This is a genomic window from Streptococcus oralis, from assembly GCF_026782345.1.
Classification (GTDB): Bacteria; Bacillota; Bacilli; order Lactobacillales; family Streptococcaceae; genus Streptococcus; species Streptococcus oralis_CK.
This window is the reverse complement of sequence record NZ_JAKUWI010000001.1, coordinates 1,186,233-1,208,065: the sequence shown is the minus strand read 5'-3', so window position 1 is coordinate 1,208,065 and position 21,833 is coordinate 1,186,233. Positions and strand designations below refer to the sequence as shown.

The window sequence follows — 21,833 nt, the reverse complement described above, 5'->3', positions numbered from 1 at the left end:
TTTCTTTATCGATATAAAAATTTCCAATCGAGTTGATAGTCAATATATATTGGGAAAAGGGGAAAAGGAGTGGTAAGATGGTTTCAATCCAAATGGAAGGAGAAAGGTATGGCAAGTAAAAGAGATCTAGTCTTTAGAGCGATTCGAGGCGATGAAGTGGAAAGAGTTCCTGTGGGATTTTGGTTTCATTTTGTAACACTCGAAGAAAAGGGGCAGGGATTAAATAATCCACGTATCTTTCAAAAAAGTGTTGATGGGCATCGCGACTATGTGGAAAGGATTCGTCCTGATTTTGTCAAAATTATGAGCGACGGTTTTTTCCTTTATCCAAGTAATGTCTATAGTCCTAAGATCGCAAGCATTCGGGAGCTGACTTCTATTGAGTCGATTGGTGAGGAACACCCATGGATTCAGCAACAGGTGGAAGTGGTACAAGCGATTCGAGAGACCTTTACCGAAGAGATTGCTTCTTTCTACAATATCTTTTCACCAATCTCCTACCTCAAGCGCTGGTTCCGTACAGAAACTTCTCGAGGAGATAGGGAAGTGGCTGATCTATTGCTTGAAAATCCTGAGCAATTCAGAGCGATTCTAGATGTGATTGCAGGAGATATTGCTATCCTAACTCAGAAAATCATCCAGCAAGGTGGAGTCGATGGGATTTATCTCAGTACCCAGGAAATTCAAGATGAGCGCATCACACCAGCACTCTACCAAACCTATATCGAACCGAGCAATATAGCGATTTTGGAGGCTGCCAATCAGATTGGTGGGACCAATATCCTCCATATCTGTGGTTTTGAAGGTGCGAGCAATGATGTGACGATATTTAAGGACTATCCAGCGCAAGTTGTCAACTGGGCTACTCACCATGAGGATGTTAGTTTGACACAGGGTCAGGAGTTGTTTCCAGGCAAGGCCGTTTTAGGTGGATTTGAAAATGGCAAGAAAAGCTTGCTTTATCAAGGTTCCAAGGTGGAATTGCAAGATGAAACAAGACGGTTGCTAGCTGAAGCTGGTAGTAAAGGCGTTCTTCTGGGAGCTGACTGTACTGTTCCAGATGACTTTGACTTAGAGAGGTTGGACTGGATTCGGCAGGCAGCGGTTCTCTAAAAGGAGGAGCTATGAAAAGTAAAAGATGGGGCATCTTCATTGCAGTTGTCGGTTTGCTGGCCTTGGTCACCATAAGTGTCGTAAAAAATGGGCACTGCAAAAATGGAGAGAGATGTCGTGGAGTTCAGGATTTTTCCAAGTCCAGTCTCCCCTTTCTACGTTCGAATGATATCGCAAGCAGTTTATTAGTTGAAAAAGTAAGAAATGGAGAATAAGAATGTCAGAAAAAAAAGAATGGGTTTTAAAAGCATTTAGAGGTGAAAAGGTTGATCGTGTGCCAGTAGGCTTTTGGCACCATTTCACATCCGAAGACGAATGGCTACACGGTTTCTCAAATCCAGCCATTATCGAGAAGAATATCGAGGGGCATAAGCGCTTTATCCGAGAAGTCCAGCCGGACTTTATCAAACTCATGAGTGATGGCTACTTTGCTTATCCCAATCCAGCGATTGCCAAAGGAAAATCACTTCAAGAGTTGGCGACCATTCAACCACTCGGACCAGATCACGCTTGGATAAAAGAGCAGGTGGACTTGGTTAAGAAAATCAAGCAAGAGTTCATAGAAGATATCGTTGCGATTTACAATATTTTTGCTCCTGTAACCTATCTCAAGTGGCTGCTTGGGGAAGTGTCCGGCGGAGATGACCTTATTGCAGATTTTCTGGTGGAAGATCCTAAAGCCCTTAAGAAGGTGTTGGATGTGATTGCAGAAGATATTGCGAGTCTCAGCCGAGCTGTCATCAAAGAGGCTGGTGCTGACGGAATCTACCTCAGCGTGCAAAGTATCCAAGATCAACGAGTGTCGGCAGCAGATTATCAAGCTGTCATTGCACCTAGCGAGATAACAGTTCTGGAAGCAGCTAGTGCTGTTGGTGGTGTTACTGTTCTTCATATCTGTGGCTACGAGGGAGCACGAAATGATATTCACCTTTTTGCAGACTATCCAGCCCAAGTCTTTAACTGGGCTGTAGGACCAGAGGGAATAACTCTCAAGGAAGGTCGTGAGATTTTCAAGGGACGTACGGTTCTTGGAGGATTCGAAAATGGCAAGACGGGCTTGCTGTATACTGGTAGCAAGGATGCCATTCAGGCTGAGGCAAAGAAACTAGTTGCAGAAGCTGGGGAACAGGGCTTGGTACTTGGGGCAGATTGTACCATTCCAAGTGATATCGCAGTTGAACGTATCCAGTGGGTGAGAGAAGCGCTTGAAAACTAAAGGAGAAAAAGATGAGTAAAAAAGCATGGATTATCGGTGGTGTAGCAGTTGTTGCAGTAATTGGGGCGACGATTATCGGGAGAAGTTTAGCTGGCGCTCCAGCCAAGGAGGGAGAAACGGCTTCGTCTGCTGAAGTCATAACCTTGAAGGTTGCCCATACACAAAACTATGTACCTTATGACTTTGTCAATGAAAAAGGGGAATCAGATGGTTATGAAGTAGCTGTTTTGAAGGCTGTTGATGAGAAGTTGGCAAACTATCAATTTGAATATACGGGTACCAGTGATGACGACCTCTTGATTGGTCTGGAATCAGGCAAGTATGACATCGGAACCAAGGGAGCTTGGTACACAGATGAACGAGCTAAAAAGTTTGTCATTCCATCTGAACCAGTCGGAGCGAGCATCATCGGATTTACGGTCAGAAAAGAAGATGAACAGAAATACAAAACCATTGATGACTTTGCTAAGAATAAAGGGAAATTGGTTCCCATCTCTCCACAGAATGCTCAATGGAATGTCATCACCAGCTACAATGAAAAACATCAGGATGCACCGATTGAACAAACAGCAGCTGAATCCTTCAAAGTGGCAGATGCCTATGCTTGGGTCTTAGAAGGACGTTATGACGCCTTCTTTGATATCAAACTGTCCTTTGAAAAAGCAGTTACCGCAGAAGATGGCCCTTACCACCAATATGCGGATAAACTCAGCTGGTTCCCATACAAGGGTATCCCAACTTATCCCTTGATTCACCGTGATGAAAAGGGTGAGAAATTTGCTAAAGAATACGAAAAAGCAATTAAAGAGTTGAAAGAAGATGGCACGCTTGCTAAGCTATCTCAGCAATACTTTAAAGAAGATGTCTTTAGTTACGTAGACAAAGACTAGACCAGAAATTCCAAGACTAGAAAGGGTTTTGCATGGTTTCTTATGATTTTTCCAAGGTCTTTCAGTTTTTGCCGACCTTATGGCAGGCACTTCCTATGACCTTGTCCATTCTCTTTTTTACCACTCTTCTTGGTTCCCTTTTTGGAGGTCTCTTGGCGTGGGCACAAGTAGGAGAAGACAAGAGTTTTGCAGCGATTTCCAAAGGCTATATCTTTACCCTTCGTTGTACACCGCCGATTGTCTTGCTTTTTCTAGTCTTTTATGGCTTGCCAGAATTTCTGAAATGGTGGCTTGGTTTGGATATCAACAACTGGTCTAAAACTATTTTTGTTCTCCTGACGATGATTCTCTTGTTTGCGGCTATTGTTGCCGAGGTTTTCAAGGCGGCCTATCAAGCTATTCCAAAGGGGCAGACAGAGGCCGGGCTTAGTATTGGCTTGACTCCAAGTCAGACTTTTTGGAGAATCATTTTTCCCCAAGCTTTTCAAGTTGCTCTTCCCAATATAACAACCGCTATTCTCAATCTCATGCGAGATGCTGCCTTGGCCTATACGATTGGTTTCGTTGATGTTATGGGTGCAGGCAATCTCTTGATCAGTCGCAATTTAGGGAACTACTCTCTGGAAACCTATACGGCAGTTGCGCTTCTTTACTGGGGGATTGCCTTGGTTATTTCTAGCTTGAGTCGTTTGCTTGAGAAGTCTTTGGAAACAAAAGGGAGGTAAGAAATGGATATAGACTATATTGTAAAGACCTTTCTGGAGACCTTGAAGGGTGTACCAATCACCTTGATTATCATGATTGTGGCTATGGTCTTAAGCTTTTTACCGGCTCTATTTTTAGCCTTGGGTCAGATTTACAAGGTTCGAGGTGTGAGGAGTTTTTCTCTGGTCTATCTGGCTTTTATCCGAGCGACTCCACCGATTTTATTGATTCTCTTCTTTTATAGTTTGTTTCCAAGTTTGCTGAATCAATTTTTCAAAAGCATAGGAAGTGACTTTGATATTTTCAAGCTTGATCCTCTCTACTATGCTTTTATCATTTATAGTTTGATGACAGTCGGGAGTTTGTCGGAGATTTTGCGTTCAGCTATCTTGACGGTGGACAAGGGACAACTAGAGGCAGCGCATGCGATTGGCTTGACTACGACCCAGGCTTATCTAAGGATTGCTTTTCCTCAAGCCTTGAGCTCAGCCTTGCCTAACTTGGCCAATCTGGTGATCAATATCGTCAAGGGAACCTCCCTGGTCTTTGTTATGACCATCAAGGATATCACCGCTATTGCCCGTGTGGAAGCATCCTACGGCTACCAGTATTTCGAGTCTTATTTTGTGATCTTTTTGCAGTATATTTTGATCTGTGGTTTGATTCAGTGGGGCTTCTCCCTACTGGAGAAAGGCTATGTGAAAAAAGAAAAGAGTGCAAAAGCATCTAGCGCGCGTTTTGTATAGGAGGACAGGATGTTACAAGTAGAACATATCGCAAAAACATTTGGAGAGAGGCAGGTCTTGGAGGATGTCAATCTCCAGGTCAACCAAGGGGATGTAGTCGTCATTTTAGGACCATCAGGTTCGGGGAAAACGACCTTTCTCCGTTGTCTCAACCACTTAGAAAAAGCTGATAGTGGCCATTTGACCTTGGCAGGAAAAACTTATGACTTAGCCAAATTAAGCAAGAAAGACATTCTAGAAATTCGCCAAAAAACAGCCTTTGTTTTCCAACACTACAATCTATTTGCAAACAAAACTGCTCTGGAAAATATTCTAGAAGGTCTAATCGTGGCTCGTAAAGTTCCTAAGGAAGAAGCGCTCAAACGTGCAGAATCTGCCTTGGGGAAAGTTGGTTTACTTGCTTATAAGGACTACTACCCTTCACAACTATCTGGAGGACAACAACAACGAATAGGAATTGCGCGTGCTATTGCCGTCAAGCCCGAGGTCATTTTGCTAGATGAACCAACATCTGCACTAGATCCTGAGTTGGTTGGAGATGTTTTGGATGTTCTGAAACAGTTGGCGGGAGAAGGTGTGACCATGGTGGTCGTCACGCATGAAATGGGATTTGCTAGGGATGTCGCTAACCACGTTGTTTTCATGGATGGAGGCCGTATCGTAGAGGAGAACAATCCCCACGATTTCTTTAGTCGTCCACAAGAAGAACGAACCAAGCAGTTCCTGGCTCGTATCTTATCAGATGCCACCTATAGCGTAGAATATATGATTTGATAGATAAGTGTATCATAAAAACAACACCCCATTGACTAGAAGAGTCTTCTAATCATGGGGTGTTTTCTTTATAGGAGGGCTAGGTTATATTCTTTGAAAATCTCTTTAAATCAGGTCAGCTTTGCCTTATCAACAACCTCAAAGCTGTGCTTTGAGCAGCCTGTGGCTAGCTTCCTAGTTTACCCTTTGATTTTCATTGAGTGTTAGTTCTTTTTCTTGTTTTTTATCAACCATCCAAGTCCGAGAAGGGCAAGGATACTGAATCCAGCAAGGGCAAGGAGGGATTTGCTCTCAGTTCCTGTGTTTGGAAGGAGGTTCTGAGAGTGAGCCTCTGCAGCAGTTTCTTGAGTTTCAGGATTGGCTGCTAGGTCTTGAGCTTGGCCTTGTTCTGGTTCAACTTCCAAGCTAGAAAGATCAAATTCTGGTTTTTCTTCCACAACTGGGGCGACAATAGCACCACCTTGAGACAAGCGGAGAACAACGGCAGTGAGAGCGTTCAATTTCAAGCCTTTTTCAGTCCATTCGAGACCTTGAGGATTAGCGATTCCTACTGGTCCGGCTTGATTTTCATCTGCCAGGACTTCAGCCTTTCTCAAGTGAGCAAATGCAGTTCCTAGAGTAAATTCACGAGCCTTATCATCCGCATTGACAAAGACAGCGTAGATATCTCCATTTGGAGCAGTGATTTGGTAGCCGATGGTCACATCTTCTTTTTCAACGCCATTTTGTCCTGGAACAGTAATGAGGTGGACGCGCTCTTTGATATCTTGTAGACTCTTGAGTCGGAAGGCGTCTGTAGATTGACGAAGAGCGATCAATCCTTTCATGTAGTTACGGCTCTTGACATTTTCAGGATAAGCTTTGCCATCTGTAGCTTTGGTCCAATCAAACTTGTTGACAGCATCACTAGAGTCGTAAGAGTCATGGATAAAGTAAGGATAGACAAATGGCTTGCCGTCCTTGTCGCGCAACAAGTGAGACTTGTTTGGAACCTTATCTTCAGGAACAGGAGTCTTATAGGCTGGATCAAGGAATTGTTTGGTACGTCCATATTCCTGACCAGAGTGGATAAAGGGAGTTCCTTGAGCGGTCAAGACCATGAGGTTTCCAAGTCGCAAACGACGATGGATTTCAGCATAGTTCTCAGCCTTGCTTGGATCTTTTTTGATAGACTGGGCAATGATGTCAAAGAGGGTCAAGTTATCATGGGCTGCGATATACTGGATAACATCTCCAGGATTGTCAGCCTCAAAGTTAGTTGGTTGGGCAATCAGATTTTTAAAGATGGTATTGATATCGCGTTTGCCACCTGTGATAAAGGCAGGTTGACCTTCGTTTGGATAGCCAGACTTGAGGTTGTTGCGGATGTCGTCTGAAAAGACAGCGACAGTATCTGTTTTCTTCATCCAATCTTGGTCAGCAGGTTGTACAGGCGTATTTTCATCACCAGTATAGGTTCTCCAGCCTTCACCTAGCATGATAAGATTTGGATTGAGGGCGCGTGCAGCCTTGTAAGCTTCTTCGATTGAAGCCGCATCGTGGTCACCCATCATATCAAAGCGGAAACCATCTACTTTGTAGGTTTCAACCAGATACTTGATGGAGTCTACCAAGACACGTTTAGACATGTAGTGGGTAGTTCCCAAACGACCGCCACCAAAGCTAGTACGTGGAGTTCCGTCTGCATCCATAAAGTGATAGTAGTTTGGCTCAATATCTTCAAAAATATCAACATTTGCAGTATGGTTGTAGACCACGTCCAGGATAGCCCCCATGCCACGTTTGTGGATTTCGTTGATGAGATTTTTGAATTCTGCGATACGTTTTTCTGGATCCTTAGGATCGCTTGAGTACATACCAGTCAAGGAGAAGTAGTTTTGAGGGTCATATCCCCAGTTGTAGTTGCTGTTGCTTGAAGCGTAGGCAGACAAACGTTCTTGGTTTTTCAATTCATTGACAAAGTAGTAAGACAAGACTGGAAGGAGCTGGATGTGGGTCACACCCAAGTCTTTGAGATAGTCCAGTTTTTCGATAAAGGCTTCAAAGGTACCAAATGGCTTGGTCAAGTCTTTTGCGATGGCAGGATCCGAAGTGAAGTCACGTACATGAGCTTCATAGATAACGGCATCTTCACGTGATTTGAAGTTACGAATCTTTCCATAGGTCAAGTCTTGCGGACCTAACTTCGCTGGATCGACAAAGGCAGCTTTAGCGACCTTATGAGCGGCATCTGTTTTTGCTAGGTCACTGTTCCAAGCCGCTAATGATTTGGCATAAGGGTCAAGAACGAGGACAGTTTTACCTTGGCGCTCGATTTGGTAGTGGTAGTAGTAGCCAGTGTAGTTGCTGATACCGAGACCAGAGTTTGCATCCAGAGTTTGTTTCCAGGTTCCTTTTTCTCCTTTTTCAAGGGCGACAGTTCCAACTACTTTTTCAGGGTCTTTCTTGTCATAGACAACAACGGAAACCTTATCAGCACTTGGAGACCAGAGGGTGAGGTCAACACGCTTGCCATCTTCTTTTAGAGTTGCGCCGAGTGGACCATCGTAACTGTAGGATTCATCCTTGAGGCGCCAGCTTGAACGTGTGGTAAAGCGGTCTGAATTGTAGCTGACAGTGTAAGGGTGTTGAGTGTCAGAGAAGTCGCCGATATAGGTCACTTTTTTACCTGCCTCATCCACTTCCACGTCTGTGATAGCTACTTTATTCCCTTGGTAATCAGTGATGCTGGAGTGTTTGAGGATATCGTTTTTCTTAGCTCCAACGAGGGTAGAAAAACTGCTTTCGATACGAGATTTAGCCACGTGTTGGGCACCAGTCATGCGGATATCGTGAACGTAGTAGGGGTTGGTGTAGATGGTTTCGTCATCATCTTTGAGGAAAATCTGACTGTGATTTTTTAAATCTGTGAATTTATAATCTTCTTTTCTGATTTTCACATCATCACCTTTCTTGCTTTCGTCTAATAATAAAAATCCGAATTCTCTTGCAGCTTCATTGAGTGGAATATCAATGTAACGGCCATATTTTCCAGTTGCAGTAAAGTCTGTCCCGTCAGGCCATTCTCCACTGCTTGGATTCTTGACATCGCCCCAATACCAGAGAGATTTTTTGTTATAGTTGCCATCGGTGCGGTAGTAGTTGACACGGACAGTTCCTGCTGGCTGAGGACGGTAGTTGTATACTTTATAGTTTTCATCTAGCCAAGCCTCATTCATTTTTGGAGAAAGGCGCTCTACGGAACGGTCTCCAGTAAGGTTATCTCCTTTGGTGTTGTTGATAAGGAAGCTGACTTTCTTGGCTTGCTCATTTTTGAGTTTGACATCTAGGTAATAGCCGTAGTCATCTTGCTTGGCATCCTTGAAGGACTTGGCTCCATTGGGCCAGTTTTCAGACGGCTTTTCAACATCATCCCAAGTCCAAAGACCTTGAGAATCTTTGTTTTCTTCAGGGAGTTTTTTTACATGGATGCGGAAGTGGTTATCTGCGATTGGTTCTTCAGAAGATGTGTCTACTTGTGGTTTTTGATTAGAATTTTGCGTCGAAGTGCTGGCATCTACTTTCTCTTCCTTGCTGTTAGTCTGGCTTGTAGTAGCATCTTCTGTTTTAGATATTTCGGGTGCTGTAGTAGTTTTCGCAGCTGTAGCTTCCTTTTCAGAATCAAGGGAAGCGTTTGCATTCTTTTGTTCAGAAATAGGCGTTTCCTTTTGAGTTTGACTCGTTTCAGTCTCAGTAGGGGCCTTGGTCACAGCGCTGGTATTTTCCTGAGTTTGAGGAAGGTTTTCGTTGGCCGAAATAGTTGGCATTGTAGCAGAAAGCAAGACAATGCTGGCACCAATAAGGACAGAACCAGTTCCGTTCTTCAAGGAACGGATACCATAAATCATTTTTTTCTCAGTTTGAGATGGGATCTTTTTCATCACAATTCTCCTTGTGTAGTTGTTCCTTATCAGTATAGCACGAGGTAAACATTAGTGCAAGCGTTTTCCTAACTTTTAAGAGAAAATATAATGCTTCATTCTCTTGAAATTTTAAAATAATATATAGGAAAAGATTGTTTAAAAAATAGTAAAAAAACCTTGAAAAATCTAGCTAAATAAGGTATAATATGAGTAATCATTTGTCGTAGGTTTTGTCTGAAATATTGTCCAGACAAGGCTCACAGCAGTTAAATCTTCTGAAAAAGTCAGATTTAGCTGCTCTTTTTGTGCTTTTTTTCAGGTTTTTGAGTGTTTGTAACAAAGATTTAAAGATTCTGAAAATTCATCAAAGGGACATGGTGATAGGGGTTTTACAACCATTTGACGATAATCAATAGCCTGATGAAGCAGGCTTGGAACTTTATTTACAAAGGAGAATCATCTTGGCAGGACATGACGTTCAATACGGGAAACATCGTACCCGTCGTAGTTTTTCAAGAATCAAAGAAGTTCTTGACTTACCAAATTTGATTGAAATTCAAACGGATTCATTCAAGGATTTTCTAGACCACGGTCTTAAGGAAGTATTTGAAGATGTATTGCCAATTTCAAACTTCACAGAAACTATGGAGTTGGAATTTGTTGGCTATGAAATCAAGGAACCCAAATACACGCTCGAAGAAGCTCGTATCCACGATGCTAGCTACTCAGCACCAATTTTTGTAACCTTCCGCTTGATCAATAAAGAAACAGGAGAAATCAAAACCCAAGAAGTCTTCTTTGGTGATTTCCCAATCATGACCGAAATGGGTACTTTCATCATCAATGGTGGTGAACGTATTATCGTTTCTCAGTTGGTCCGCTCACCAGGTGTTTACTTTAATGACAAAGTAGACAAGAACGGTAAAGTGGGCTACGGTTCTACTGTTATCCCTAACCGTGGAGCTTGGTTGGAACTTGAAAGCGACTCAAAAGACATCGCTTATACTCGTATCGACCGTACTCGTAAGATTCCATTTACGACCTTGGTTCGTGCACTTGGTTTCTCAGGTGATGATGAAATCTTTGATATCTTCGGTGACAGCGAATTGGTTCGTAATACTGTTGAAAAAGATATCCACAAGAATCCAATGGACTCTCGTACAGACGAAGCCTTGAAAGAAATCTACGAACGCCTTCGTCCAGGTGAGCCTAAGACTGCTGAAAGCTCACGTAGCTTGCTTGTAGCTCGTTTCTTTGACCCACGTCGCTATGACTTGGCAGCAGTTGGTCGTTACAAGATCAATAAAAAACTCAATGTTAAAACACGCTTGCTCAACCAAACCATTGCGGAGCCATTGGTAGACCCTGAAACAGGAGAAATCTTGGTAGAAGCTGGCACCGTTATGACTCGTAGCGTGATTGAAAGTATCGAGAGTCACTTGGATGGTGACTTGAACAAGATCGTTTATATTCCAAACGATGCAGCTGTTCTGACAGAACCAGTTGTCCTTCAAAAATTCAAGGTTGTTGCCCCAACAGACCCAGACCGTGTTGTAACCATCATCGGAAATGCCAATCCAGACGACAAGGTTCGTGTTGTAACTCCTGCGGATATCCTTGCAGAGATGAGCTACTTCCTCAACTTGGCTGAAGGTATCGGGCGTGTGGATGATATCGACCACCTTGGAAACCGTCGTATCCGTGCAGTTGGTGAATTGCTTGCCAACCAAGTACGTCTTGGACTTTCTCGTATGGAACGTAATGTCCGTGAACGTATGTCTGTTCAGGATAACGAAGTCTTGACACCACAACAAATCATCAACATCCGTCCAGTAACAGCTGCGGTTAAAGAATTCTTTGGTTCATCACAGTTGTCACAGTTCATGGACCAACACAACCCGCTTTCTGAGTTGTCTCACAAACGTCGTTTGTCAGCCTTAGGACCTGGTGGTTTGACTCGTGACCGTGCTGGATATGAAGTACGTGACGTGCACTATACTCACTATGGTCGTATGTGTCCAATTGAAACACCTGAAGGACCTAACATCGGTTTGATCAATAACTTGTCATCATACGGACACTTGAACAAGTATGGATTTGTTCAAACACCATACCGTAAGGTTGACCGTGAAACTGGTGTAGTCACAAACGAAATCGTTTGGTTGACAGCCGATGAAGAAGATGAATTTACTGTAGCACAGGCTAATTCAAAATTGAACGAAGATGGTACTTTTGCTGAGAAAGTCGTCATGGGACGTCACCAAGGGGTCAACCAAGAGTATCCAGCAGAAGTGGTTGACTACATGGACGTGTCACCAAAACAGGTAGTTGCCGTTGCGACTGCATGTATTCCATTCTTGGAAAACGATGACTCCAACCGTGCCCTCATGGGTGCCAACATGCAACGTCAGGCTGTGCCATTGATTGATCCAAAAGCACCTTACGTTGGTACTGGTATGGAATACCAAGCAGCTCATGACTCTGGAGCTGCAGTTATTGCTCAGCATGACGGTAAAGTTACCTACGCAGATGCGGACAAGGTAGAAGTACGTCGTGAAGATGGTTCATTGGATGTCTACCACATCCAAAAATTCCGTCGTTCAAACTCAGGTACTGCCTACAACCAACGCACGCTTGTTAAAGTTGGGGATGTCGTTGAAAAAGGCGACTTTATCGCTGACGGACCTTCTATGGAAAAAGGGGAAATGGCGCTTGGACAAAACCCAATCGTTGCCTACATGACATGGGAAGGTTACAACTTCGAGGATGCCGTTATCATGAGCGAACGCTTGGTCAAAGACGATGTCTACACATCTGTCCACCTCGAAGAATACGAATCAGAAACACGTGATACAAAGCTTGGGCCTGAAGAAATTACTCGTGAAATTCCAAACGTTGGGGAAGATGCCCTTAAAAACCTTGACGAAATGGGGATTATCCGTATTGGTGCCGAGGTTAAAGAAGGGGATATTCTTGTAGGTAAAGTAACGCCTAAAGGTGAAAAAGACCTTTCAGCTGAAGAACGTCTCTTGCACGCTATCTTCGGAGACAAGTCTCGTGAAGTGCGTGATACTTCTCTTCGTGTACCACACGGTGCCGATGGTGTCGTTCGTGATGTTAAGATCTTTACACGTGCAAATGGAGATGAGTTGCAATCAGGCGTTAACATGCTGGTTCGCGTCTACATCGCTCAAAAACGTAAGATCAAGGTCGGAGATAAGATGGCCGGGCGTCACGGAAACAAAGGGGTTGTCTCTCGTATCGTTCCTGTAGAAGACATGCCTTACCTTCCAGACGGAACTCCAGTCGATATCATGTTGAACCCACTTGGGGTGCCATCACGTATGAATATCGGTCAGGTTATGGAACTTCACCTTGGTATGGCAGCCCGTACTCTCGGTATCCACATCGCAACACCAGTCTTTGACGGAGCAAGTTCTGAAGACCTTTGGGACACTGTTAAAGAAGCAGGTATGGACAGCGATGCTAAGACAATCCTATACGACGGACGTACAGGTGAGCCGTTTGACAACCGTGTATCAGTTGGTGTCATGTACATGATCAAACTCCACCACATGGTTGATGATAAATTGCACGCGCGTTCAGTCGGACCATACTCAACCGTTACCCAACAACCACTCGGAGGTAAAGCTCAGTTTGGTGGACAACGTTTCGGTGAGATGGAGGTTTGGGCTCTTGAAGCCTACGGTGCATCAAATGTCCTTCAAGAAATCTTGACTTACAAGTCTGACGATATCAACGGACGTTTGAGAGCTTATGAAGCTATTACAAAAGGAAAACCAATTCCAAAACCAGGTGTTCCAGAATCCTTCCGAGTTCTTGTGAAAGAATTGCAATCTCTTGGTCTTGACATGCGTGTCCTTGACGAAGATGACCAAGAAGTGGAACTTCGCGACTTGGATGAAGGAATGGACGAAGATGTCATCCACGTAGATGACCTTGAAAAAGCCCGCGAAAAAGCAGCCCAAGAGGCTAAAGCAGCCTTTGAAGCTGAAGAGGCTGAGAAAGCAACAAAAGCGGAAGCAACAGAAGAAGCTGCTGATCAAGAATAAGCAGTTCACTTAGAATAGAAAGGGAAGAAATAGTGGTTGATGTAAATCGTTTTAAAAGTATGCAAATCACCCTAGCTTCTCCAAGCAAAGTCCGTTCATGGTCTTATGGAGAAGTCAAAAAACCTGAAACAATCAATTACCGTACGTTGAAACCAGAACGTGAAGGACTCTTTGACGAAGTCATCTTTGGTCCTACAAAAGACTGGGAATGTGCTTGTGGTAAGTACAAACGCATTCGTTACAGAGGGATTGTTTGTGACCGTTGTGGGGTTGAAGTAACGCGTACAAAAGTTCGTCGTGAGCGTATGGGGCACATCGAGTTGAAAGCTCCTGTATCTCACATCTGGTATTTCAAGGGGATTCCAAGCCGTATGGGCTTGACCCTTGATATGAGTCCTCGTGCCCTAGAGGAAGTTATCTACTTTGCGGCTTATGTGGTGATTGATCCTAAGGATACACCACTTGAGCACAAGTCTATCATGACAGAGCGCGAATACCGTGAGCGCTTGCGTGAGTATGGTTATGGTTCATTCGTTGCCAAAATGGGTGCCGAAGCCATCCAAGACCTTTTGAAACAAGTAGATCTTGAAAAAGAAATTGCTGAACTCAAAGAAGAGTTGAAAACAGCTACTGGACAAAAACGTGTCAAAGCTATCCGTCGTTTGGATGTTTTGGATGCCTTTTACAAGTCTGGGAACAAACCTGAATGGATGGTTCTCAACATCCTTCCAGTTATTCCACCAGATCTCCGTCCAATGTTGCAGTTGGATGGTGGCCGTTTTGCCTCATCTGACTTGAATGACCTTTACCGTCGTGTTATCAACCGTAACAACCGTTTGGCTCGTTTGCTTGAGTTGAATGCACCTGGTATCATCGTTCAAAATGAGAAGCGTATGCTTCAAGAAGCGGTTGACGCTTTGATTGATAATGGCCGTCGTGGCCGTCCAATCACAGGACCAGGTAGCCGTCCACTGAAATCATTGAGCCACATGCTCAAGGGTAAGCAAGGACGCTTCCGTCAAAACTTGCTCGGTAAACGTGTTGACTTCTCAGGACGTTCCGTTATCGCCGTTGGTCCAACTCTTAAGATGTACCAATGTGGTGTGCCACGCGAAATGGCGATCGAGCTCTTTAAACCATTTGTGATGCGTGAAATTGTTGCTCGGGACATCGTGCAAAACGTCAAAGCAGCTAAACGCTTGGTAGAACGCGGAGATGAACGTATCTGGGACATCCTTGAAGAAGTAATCAAAGAACACCCAGTACTTTTGAACCGCGCACCGACCCTTCACCGTTTGGGTATCCAAGCCTTCGAGCCAGTCTTGATCGATGGTAAGGCCCTTCGCTTGCACCCGCTTGTCTGTGAAGCCTACAATGCCGACTTTGACGGGGACCAAATGGCCATCCACGTACCGCTTTCAGAAGAGGCTCAAGCAGAAGCTCGTATCTTGATGCTCGCTGCAGAGCACATCTTGAATCCGAAAGATGGTAAACCAGTTGTTACCCCATCTCAGGATATGGTTTTGGGTAACTACTACTTAACTATGGAAGAAGCTGGTCGTGAAGGTGAAGGAATGGTCTTCAAAGACCGTGATGAAGCGGTTATGGCTTATCGCAATGGTTATGTTCACCTCCACTCACGTGTTGGTATAGCGACAGACAGCCTCAACAAACCTTGGACTGAAGAGCAAAAACACAAGGTCTTGCTTACAACAGTTGGTAAAATCCTCTTCAACGACATCATGCCAGAGGGTCTACCTTACTTACAAGAACCAAATAATGCGAACTTGACAGAAGGGCTTCCAGCTAAATACTTCTTACCACTAGGTGGCGATATCAAGGAAGCCATTCGCAACCTTGAACTCAATCCTCCATTCAAGAAGAAAAACCTTGGAAATATCATCGCTGAGATTTTCAAACGTTTCCGTACAACAGAAACCTCTGCATTCTTGGACCGATTGAAAGACTTAGGTTACCATCATTCAACACTTGCTGGATTGACAGTGGGGATTGCTGATATCCCAGTGGTTGAAGACAAGGCTGAAATCATTGAAGAATCTCATAAGCGTGTAGAACAAATTACAAAACAGTTCCGTCGTGGTTTGATTACTGATGATGAACGTTACAATGCTGTTACAGCTGAATGGCGTGCAGCTCGTGAGAAATTGGAAAAACGCTTGGTCGATAACCAAGATCCGAAGAACCCAATCGTTATGATGATGGACTCAGGAGCTCGTGGTAACATCTCGAACTTCTCACAACTTGCCGGTATGCGTGGTCTGATGGCCGCTCCGAACGGACGTATCATGGAATTGCCAATTCTTTCAAACTTCCGCGAAGGTTTGTCAGTACTTGAAATGTTCTTCTCAACTCACGGTGCCCGTAAAGGTATGACCGATACGGCCCTTAAGACAGCCGACTCAGGTTACTTGACTCGTCGTTTGGTTGACGTCGCCCAAGACGTTATCATCCGTGAGGACGACTGTGGAACAGACCGTGGTCTCTTGATCCGCTCTATCGCGGAAGGAAAAGAGATGATCGAGTCACTCGAAGAACGTCTCAATGGTCGTTACACTAAGAAAACTGTTAAACACCCAGAAACTGGCGAAGTTATCATTGGTCCAAATGAGTTAATCACAGAAGACAAGGCGCGCGAGATTGTCAATGCTGGTGTGGAAGAAGTGACTATCCGTTCCGTATTTACATGTAACACTCGTCATGGTGTTTGCCGTCACTGTTACGGTATCAACTTGGCGACTGGTGATGCGGTTGAAGTTGGTGAAGCGGTTGGTACAATCGCTGCCCAATCTATCGGGGAACCTGGTACACAGCTTACAATGCGTACCTTCCACACGGGTGGGGTTGCCTCAAATACCGATATCACTCAAGGTCTTCCTCGTGTCCAAGAAATCTTTGAAGCCCGCAATCCAAAAGGGGAAGCGGTTATTACAGAGGTCAAGGGACAAGTTACAGCTATCGAAGAAGATGCTTCAACTCGTACGAAGAAAGTCTTTGTTAAGGGTGAAACTGGCGAAGGTGAATACGTCGTTCCATTTACAGCACGTATGCGTGTTGAAGTTGGAGACCAAGTTTCTCGTGGTGCAGCATTGACAGAGGGTTCTATCCAACCAAAACATCTCCTTGCTGTTCGTGATGTCTTGTCAGTTGAAACTTACCTTCTCGGTGAAGTCCAAAAAGTTTACCGTAGTCAAGGGGTAGAAATCGGTGACAAACACATTGAGGTTATGGTTCGTCAAATGATCCGTAAAGTCCGTGTCATGGATCCAGGTGATACAGATCTTCTCATGGGTACCCTTTTAGACATCAACGATTTTACAGATGCGAACAAAGATGTCCTTATCGCCGGTGGAGTTCCAGCGACTGGTCGCCCAGTCCTTATGGGAATCACCAAAGCCTCACTTGAAACAAACAGTTTCTTGTCAGCGGCTTCCTTCCAGGAAACAACTCGTGTCCTTACAGATGCAGCCATCCGTGGTAAGAAAGACCATCTCCTTGGACTCAAGGAAAATGTTATCATCGGTAAGATCATCCCAGCAGGTACTGGTATGGCTCGCTACCGTAACCTTGAACCACAGGCAATCAATGACGCAGAATATCTGGCTCCTGAACAAGAAGAGACAGAACTTGCTCCAGTAGATGAAACTGTGGAAATCCAATCTGAAGAAACTGTAGAATAAAAGCAAATAAGAGAACCTTCGGGTTCTCTTTGCTTTGTTTCAGAAAATTTTCCCACTTTTCCATAAAGTGTGGTAGAATAGAAGAACTAAAATGACAAGGGGATTTATATGGAACAAACATTCTTTATCATTAAGCCAGATGGTGTGAAGAGAGGTCTAGTTGGCGAAGTTTTGAAAAGAATTGAGCGACGTGGTTTCAAACTCGAAAAATTAGAGTTACGTTCAACCGTTTCAGAAGATTTGATTGACCAACACTATCGCGACTTGGTTGAAAAAAGTTTTTATCCTCCTATCCGCCAATTTATGACCTCAGGTCCAATAATTGTTGGAATCATTTCAGGACCCAAGGTAATTGAAAGCTGGCGTGACATGATGGGGGCTACTCGTCCAGAAGAGGCTCTTCCGGGGACCATCCGGGGAGATTTTGCTAAGGCGGCAGGAGAAAATCAAGCCATTCAAAACGTGGTACATGGATCAGATTCAGAAGAGTCAGCTAAACGAGAAATCGCCCTCTGGTTTAAGGATTAGATTAGAAGAGAGCAGTTCTGTGAATGACAGAACTGTTTTTTGTACCGTTCAGCGTCCTAATGTGACATTTTGGAAGTCATTTATCATTTTCTAACCCTGCCAGAGTATAATTTCTTATACGGAGGAAAAAGAAATGATGAAATCAATTCGTGTTTTATTATTATTAGCTGTCGCTCAAATTTTATTTGGAAGTTGTTTATTGTGGAAGGAATCATTTTTATCCTTAAGAGAAGGAAATATCTATTTTTTAATTCTCATAGTGGGAGTTTCTGGTTTTTGTGCTGGGATTAATTACTTCCATACCTTGGGTCAGAAAAGTCATAGTATTTTGCGTGTTCAAAAGAAAGTAAGCCTTGTTTATAGCCTTCTTTTAGTAGTCAATCTTCTGGCAACCTGTCTGGTTCTCACAGAAAGCATCCAAACTACTAGCAAATTGCAGCAGGATCTGGTTGACCTCTTTCTGCCGTCATTCTTTTTCTTGCTGGGAGTAGATCTATGGATTTTCTTACCTTTTGATAAATATATTCGGGATATGGACAACCATCTCAACAAGAAGAGAACGGTTGTGATTTCCGTTTTAGGCACGATTATTTTCTTGAGAAATCCCGTAACAATCTCCTCCATTCTCCTTTATATTGGTCTCGGTTTTTTATGTGCGCGTTTCCTCTTTCCAAAATCCGTGCAAAGGGAAATTTCATTTTACGGACATGTGATTCGGGATGTTTTATTTGTTATTTGTATTTTTACTTTTTTCTAAGAAAGGCAAGGAGAACTGTAAATTTAGCATAGTAAGTCTATAAAGAAAATTCACACAAAAGGAAACTTTTTGGTATAATAGTAACATGTACACAAAAAATGAAGAAGAGCTTCTAGCTCTCGGAGAAAGATTGGGTCATTTGCTTCAAAAAGATGATGTTCTGATCTTGACGGGAGAGTTGGGTGCGGGTAAAACAACCTTTACAAAAGGCCTTGCCAAGGGTTTGGATATCCGTCAGATGATTAAAAGTCCAACCTATACTATTGTCAGAGAGTACGAAGGGCGTTTGCCACTTTACCACTTGGATGTCTACCGTATCGAAGGAGATGCTGATTCTATTGACTTGGATGAGTTTCTCTTTGGTGGCGGTGTGACTGTTATTGAGTGGGGGCATCTTTTGGGTGAGGATTTACCAGATTCTTACTTGGAGTTGGAAATTTTGAAAGAAGCTGAGGGTCGTTGCCTTCATTTTACAGCTCATGGCCCTCGGGCTGAACAACTCGTCAAGGAGCTTCAGGATGGAGTATGAGTTGTGCATTCGTGAGGCAGAGATTTCAGATGCTACAGCCTTAATTGCATTTTTAGATTGTGTTGGTCAAGAGACAGACTTCACTAGCCTAGATGAAAATGGTATCATGATGACAGCTTCTGAAATGGCTCTTTTTATCGAAAAGCAAGCTGCATCAGAGAATCAAATTACTCTCCTCGCCTTACTGAATGATGAGATTGCAGGAGTCTTAAATATCACAGCGGATCAACATTTAAGGGTTCGGCATATTGGAGATGTTTTTTTAGCGGTTCGAAAGAAATTCTGGAACCAAGGATTGGCGACTATTCTTCTAGAAGAAGGCATCGAGTGGGCTAAAGCCAGTGGCGTCTTGCGCCGCTTGCAACTCAGTGTACAAAAACGAAATGAGGCTGCTATCCACCTCTATTCAAAAATGGGATTTATCACAGAAGGCTTGCAAGAAAGAGGAGCCTATTTAGCAGAAGGGATATTTTTAGATGTTTGTCTGATGGGCAAATTGATAGATGAATAACGAGATGATCAAAAAATTAATTGGAATGGTGCTAGGTTTTCTGGCAGTAACAGTTGTAGGTGTAGGAATTTATGCCTACACAATCTATCAGCAGGGGACTGCAACCCTGAGTCAAAAAACTTACAAAAAAATCGGTGAAGAAACCAACGTTATCGAAGCAACTGAGCCTTTAACGATTCTCCTAATGGGGGTGGATACGGGAAATTCGGAACGTACAGATCCGTGGGCAGGGAATAGTGATTCCATGATTCTCTTGACGGTTAATCCAAAAACAAAGAAAACCACTATGATGAGTTTGGAACGGGATATTCTGACCAAGATCGAGAGTGGAAATGGCCAAGTTCAGGAAGCCAAACTCAATGCGGCCTATGCCAATGGCGGTGCGGAGCTTGCAATTTCTACTATTCAAAAGATGATGAATATCCACATTGACCGCTATGTAATGGTCAACATGCAAGGCCTTCAACAATTGGTGGATGCAGTTGGTGGAATCACCGTCAACAATACACTTGGTTTCCCAATTTCCATCACTGACCAAGAAGAGTTTAATAAGATTTCCATTGGTGTTGGGGAACAAAACTTGAATGGTGAGGAAGCCTTGGTGTATTCACGGATGCGTTACCAAGATCCTGAAGGAGACTATGGACGTCAAAAACGTCAACGTGAAGTCATTCAAAAAATCGTTGAGAAGGTTTTGAGTCTGAACAGTGTGAGTCATTATCAAGGGATTTTAAAAGCTTTGAGTGACAACATGCAGACCAATGTGGATTTATCAGCTAAGAGCATTCCACAATTGCTCGGCTATCAAGATTCTTTCAGGAATATCGAAACGCATCAATTGCGCGGGGAAGATGCTGAGCTACAGGGAATTTCTTATCAGATTGTCACTTCAGAACATATGCTCGAAATGCAAAATCTCTTGCGTAGTTCACTAGGTAAAGAGCCAGTGACAGAATTGGAAACCAATGCGGTACTGTACGAAACAGCCTTTGGCCGGACAGCGCCTTCAACCAGTACTAGTATTTCAAACGAAGAGGTAGAATAAAACAAAGAATCAAATCGTGGGAAATTTCCTGCGATTTTTTCAAAAAGAATTCGAATAGATAAGTAGGAGGAAACATGAAAGCAGAAATTATTGCTGTTGGAACAGAAATTTTAACAGGGCAGATCGTCAATACCAATGCTCAGTTTTTATCAGAGAAGCTAGCAGAAATCGGGGTAGATGTCTATTTCCAAACAGCTGTCGGAGACAATGAAGCTCGTCTTTTGTCCTTGCTTGAGATTGCGAGTCAACGTAGTAATCTTGTGATTTTGACAGGGGGCTTGGGACCAACTGAGGATGATTTGACCAAACAAACTCTGGCAAAATTTTTGGGAAAAGATCTAGTGTTTGACACTCAAGCACAAGAGAAACTGGATATTTTCTTTGCTCATAGACCTGACTATGCTCGGACACCGAATAATGAGCGCCAAGCCCAAATTGTAGAAGGAGCGACTCCACTGCCAAATGAGACAGGTTTAGCAGTAGGAGGGGTTTCGGAAGTGGATGACGTAACCTACGTGGTCCTTCCAGGACCACCAAGTGAGTTGAAACCCATGGTCTTAAACCAACTCTTACCCAAGCTGATGACAGGCACCAAACTATATTCCCGAGTGCTTCGTTTCTTTGGAATTGGTGAGAGTCAGTTGGTGACCATTTTGGCGGATTTGATTGACCATCAAACCGATCCGACTTTGGCACCGTATGCCAAAACGGGAGAAGTGACCTTGCGCTTGTCTACAAAAGCAGTTAGTCAAGAAAAGGCTGATCAAGCACTGGACATCCTAGAAAATCAAATCTTGAGTCGCCAGACTTTTGAGGGAATTTCTCTACGAGACATCTGTTATGGATATGGGGAAGAAACCAGCCTCGCGAGTGTCGTTGTAGAAGAGCTAAAGAAGAGACAGAAAAGCATTACTGTGGCAGAAAGCTTGACGGCAGGTCTCTTTCAAGCTACTTTAGCAGACTTTTCAGGTGTTTCAGCTATCTTTAATGGCGGTTTTGTCACTTACAGCCTAGAAGAAAAGTCCAAGATGTTGGATATTTCCGAGCAAGAGCTAAAAGAACACGGGGTCGTTTCTGAGTTTACGGCTCGAAAAATGGCAGAGCAGGCACGGCTCAAGACTCAGTCTGATTATGGAGTCAGCCTGACAGGTGTGGCAGGTCCAGATAGCCTAGAGGGGCATCCAGCTGGCACAGTTTTTATTGGACTGGCACATGCAAAAGGGACAGAGGTGATTAAGGCTAATATCGCAGGACGGAGTCGAGCAGATGTACGTCACATCGCGGTTATGCATGCCTTTAACCTAGTTCGCAAGGCTTTATTAAGTGACTAAATTTTGATATAATAG

General features: G+C 43.7%; 16 protein-coding genes. 15 read left to right on the top strand and 1 reads right to left on the bottom strand.

Annotated elements, in window-relative coordinates; all coding sequences use genetic code 11:
• Positions 1-108 precede the first annotated feature (108 nt).
• Genes MK405_RS05860 through MK405_RS05830 form a run of 7 tightly spaced genes read left to right on the top strand, consistent with a single transcriptional unit; the run spans position 109 to position 5,444 of the window.
• A complete protein-coding gene (locus tag MK405_RS05860) occupies positions 109-1,113 on the top strand; it encodes a uroporphyrinogen decarboxylase family protein (RefSeq protein WP_084941134.1) in 1,005 nt (334 codons plus the stop codon).
• Between the two features lie 11 nt (positions 1,114-1,124).
• On the top strand, positions 1,125-1,328 hold the full coding sequence (locus tag MK405_RS05855) for a hypothetical protein (protein WP_084941132.1): 204 nt from the start codon (positions 1,125-1,127) through the stop codon (positions 1,326-1,328).
• Between the two features lie 2 nt (positions 1,329-1,330).
• Entirely contained in the window at positions 1,331-2,329 is a 999-nt protein-coding gene (locus MK405_RS05850; RefSeq protein WP_084941130.1) for a uroporphyrinogen decarboxylase family protein, read from the top strand.
• A gap of 11 nt (positions 2,330-2,340) precedes the next feature.
• A complete protein-coding gene (locus tag MK405_RS05845; RefSeq protein ID WP_084941129.1) occupies positions 2,341-3,219 on the top strand; it encodes a transporter substrate-binding domain-containing protein in 879 nt (292 codons plus the stop codon).
• 32 nt (positions 3,220-3,251) lie between these two features.
• A complete protein-coding gene (locus MK405_RS05840; protein ID WP_000255460.1) occupies positions 3,252-3,944 on the top strand; it encodes an amino acid ABC transporter permease in 693 nt (230 codons plus the stop codon).
• Between the two features lie 3 nt (positions 3,945-3,947).
• On the top strand, positions 3,948-4,670 hold the full coding sequence (locus MK405_RS05835) for an amino acid ABC transporter permease (protein WP_268704550.1): 723 nt from the start codon (positions 3,948-3,950) through the stop codon (positions 4,668-4,670).
• Positions 4,671-4,679: 9 nt separating this feature from the next.
• Positions 4,680-5,444, top strand: coding sequence for an amino acid ABC transporter ATP-binding protein (locus MK405_RS05830; protein ID WP_268704549.1), 765 nt, complete (start codon positions 4,680-4,682; stop codon positions 5,442-5,444).
• Between the two features lie 203 nt (positions 5,445-5,647).
• Here MK405_RS05830 and MK405_RS05825 read toward each other — a convergent pair whose 3' ends face one another.
• Complete coding sequence (locus MK405_RS05825; protein WP_268704548.1) at positions 5,648-9,364, bottom strand: pullulanase; 3,717 nt, start codon at positions 9,362-9,364, stop codon at positions 5,648-5,650.
• Positions 9,365-9,807: 443 nt separating this feature from the next.
• On the opposite strand from MK405_RS05825, the gene rpoB reads away from it, so the two are divergent.
• From rpoB to MK405_RS05785, 8 genes are all read left to right on the top strand, one after another.
• Positions 9,808-13,419, top strand: coding sequence for a DNA-directed RNA polymerase subunit beta (gene rpoB, locus MK405_RS05820; protein ID WP_268704547.1), 3,612 nt, complete (start codon positions 9,808-9,810; stop codon positions 13,417-13,419).
• Positions 13,420-13,451: 32 nt separating this feature from the next.
• The gene (gene rpoC, locus MK405_RS05815; protein WP_000228780.1) at positions 13,452-17,117 is read left to right on the top strand and encodes a DNA-directed RNA polymerase subunit beta'; all 3,666 of its coding nucleotides are present in this window, start codon (positions 13,452-13,454) and stop codon (positions 17,115-17,117) included.
• A 108-nt stretch (positions 17,118-17,225) separates the two neighbouring features.
• Positions 17,226-17,645 carry a nucleoside-diphosphate kinase gene (gene ndk, locus MK405_RS05810; protein WP_000438304.1) on the top strand — a complete coding sequence of 140 codons (420 nt, stop codon included), beginning with the start codon at positions 17,226-17,228 and terminating at the stop codon, positions 17,643-17,645.
• Between the two features lie 133 nt (positions 17,646-17,778).
• Positions 17,779-18,402: a hypothetical protein gene (locus MK405_RS05805; RefSeq protein ID WP_268704546.1), complete on the top strand. Its 624-nt coding sequence runs from the start codon at positions 17,779-17,781 to the stop codon at positions 18,400-18,402.
• Between the two features lie 85 nt (positions 18,403-18,487).
• The gene (gene tsaE / locus MK405_RS05800) at positions 18,488-18,931 is read left to right on the top strand and encodes a tRNA (adenosine(37)-N6)-threonylcarbamoyltransferase complex ATPase subunit type 1 TsaE (protein ID WP_268704545.1); all 444 of its coding nucleotides are present in this window, start codon (positions 18,488-18,490) and stop codon (positions 18,929-18,931) included.
• The gene (locus MK405_RS05795) at positions 18,921-19,442 is read left to right on the top strand and encodes a GNAT family N-acetyltransferase (RefSeq protein ID WP_000455512.1); all 522 of its coding nucleotides are present in this window, start codon (positions 18,921-18,923) and stop codon (positions 19,440-19,442) included. Before tsaE ends, MK405_RS05795 begins: the two co-directional genes overlap by 11 nt.
• A 4-nt stretch (positions 19,443-19,446) precedes the next feature.
• Positions 19,447-20,487, top strand: a complete 1,041-nt coding sequence (lytR, locus tag MK405_RS05790; RefSeq protein WP_000592177.1) for a glycopolymer--peptidoglycan transferase LytR — start codon at positions 19,447-19,449, stop codon at positions 20,485-20,487.
• A 74-nt stretch (positions 20,488-20,561) separates the two neighbouring features.
• Positions 20,562-21,818 (top strand): competence/damage-inducible protein A, encoded by a 1,257-nt coding sequence (locus MK405_RS05785; protein ID WP_268704544.1) that lies wholly within the window; start codon positions 20,562-20,564, stop codon positions 21,816-21,818.
• Positions 21,819-21,833 lie beyond the last annotated feature (15 nt).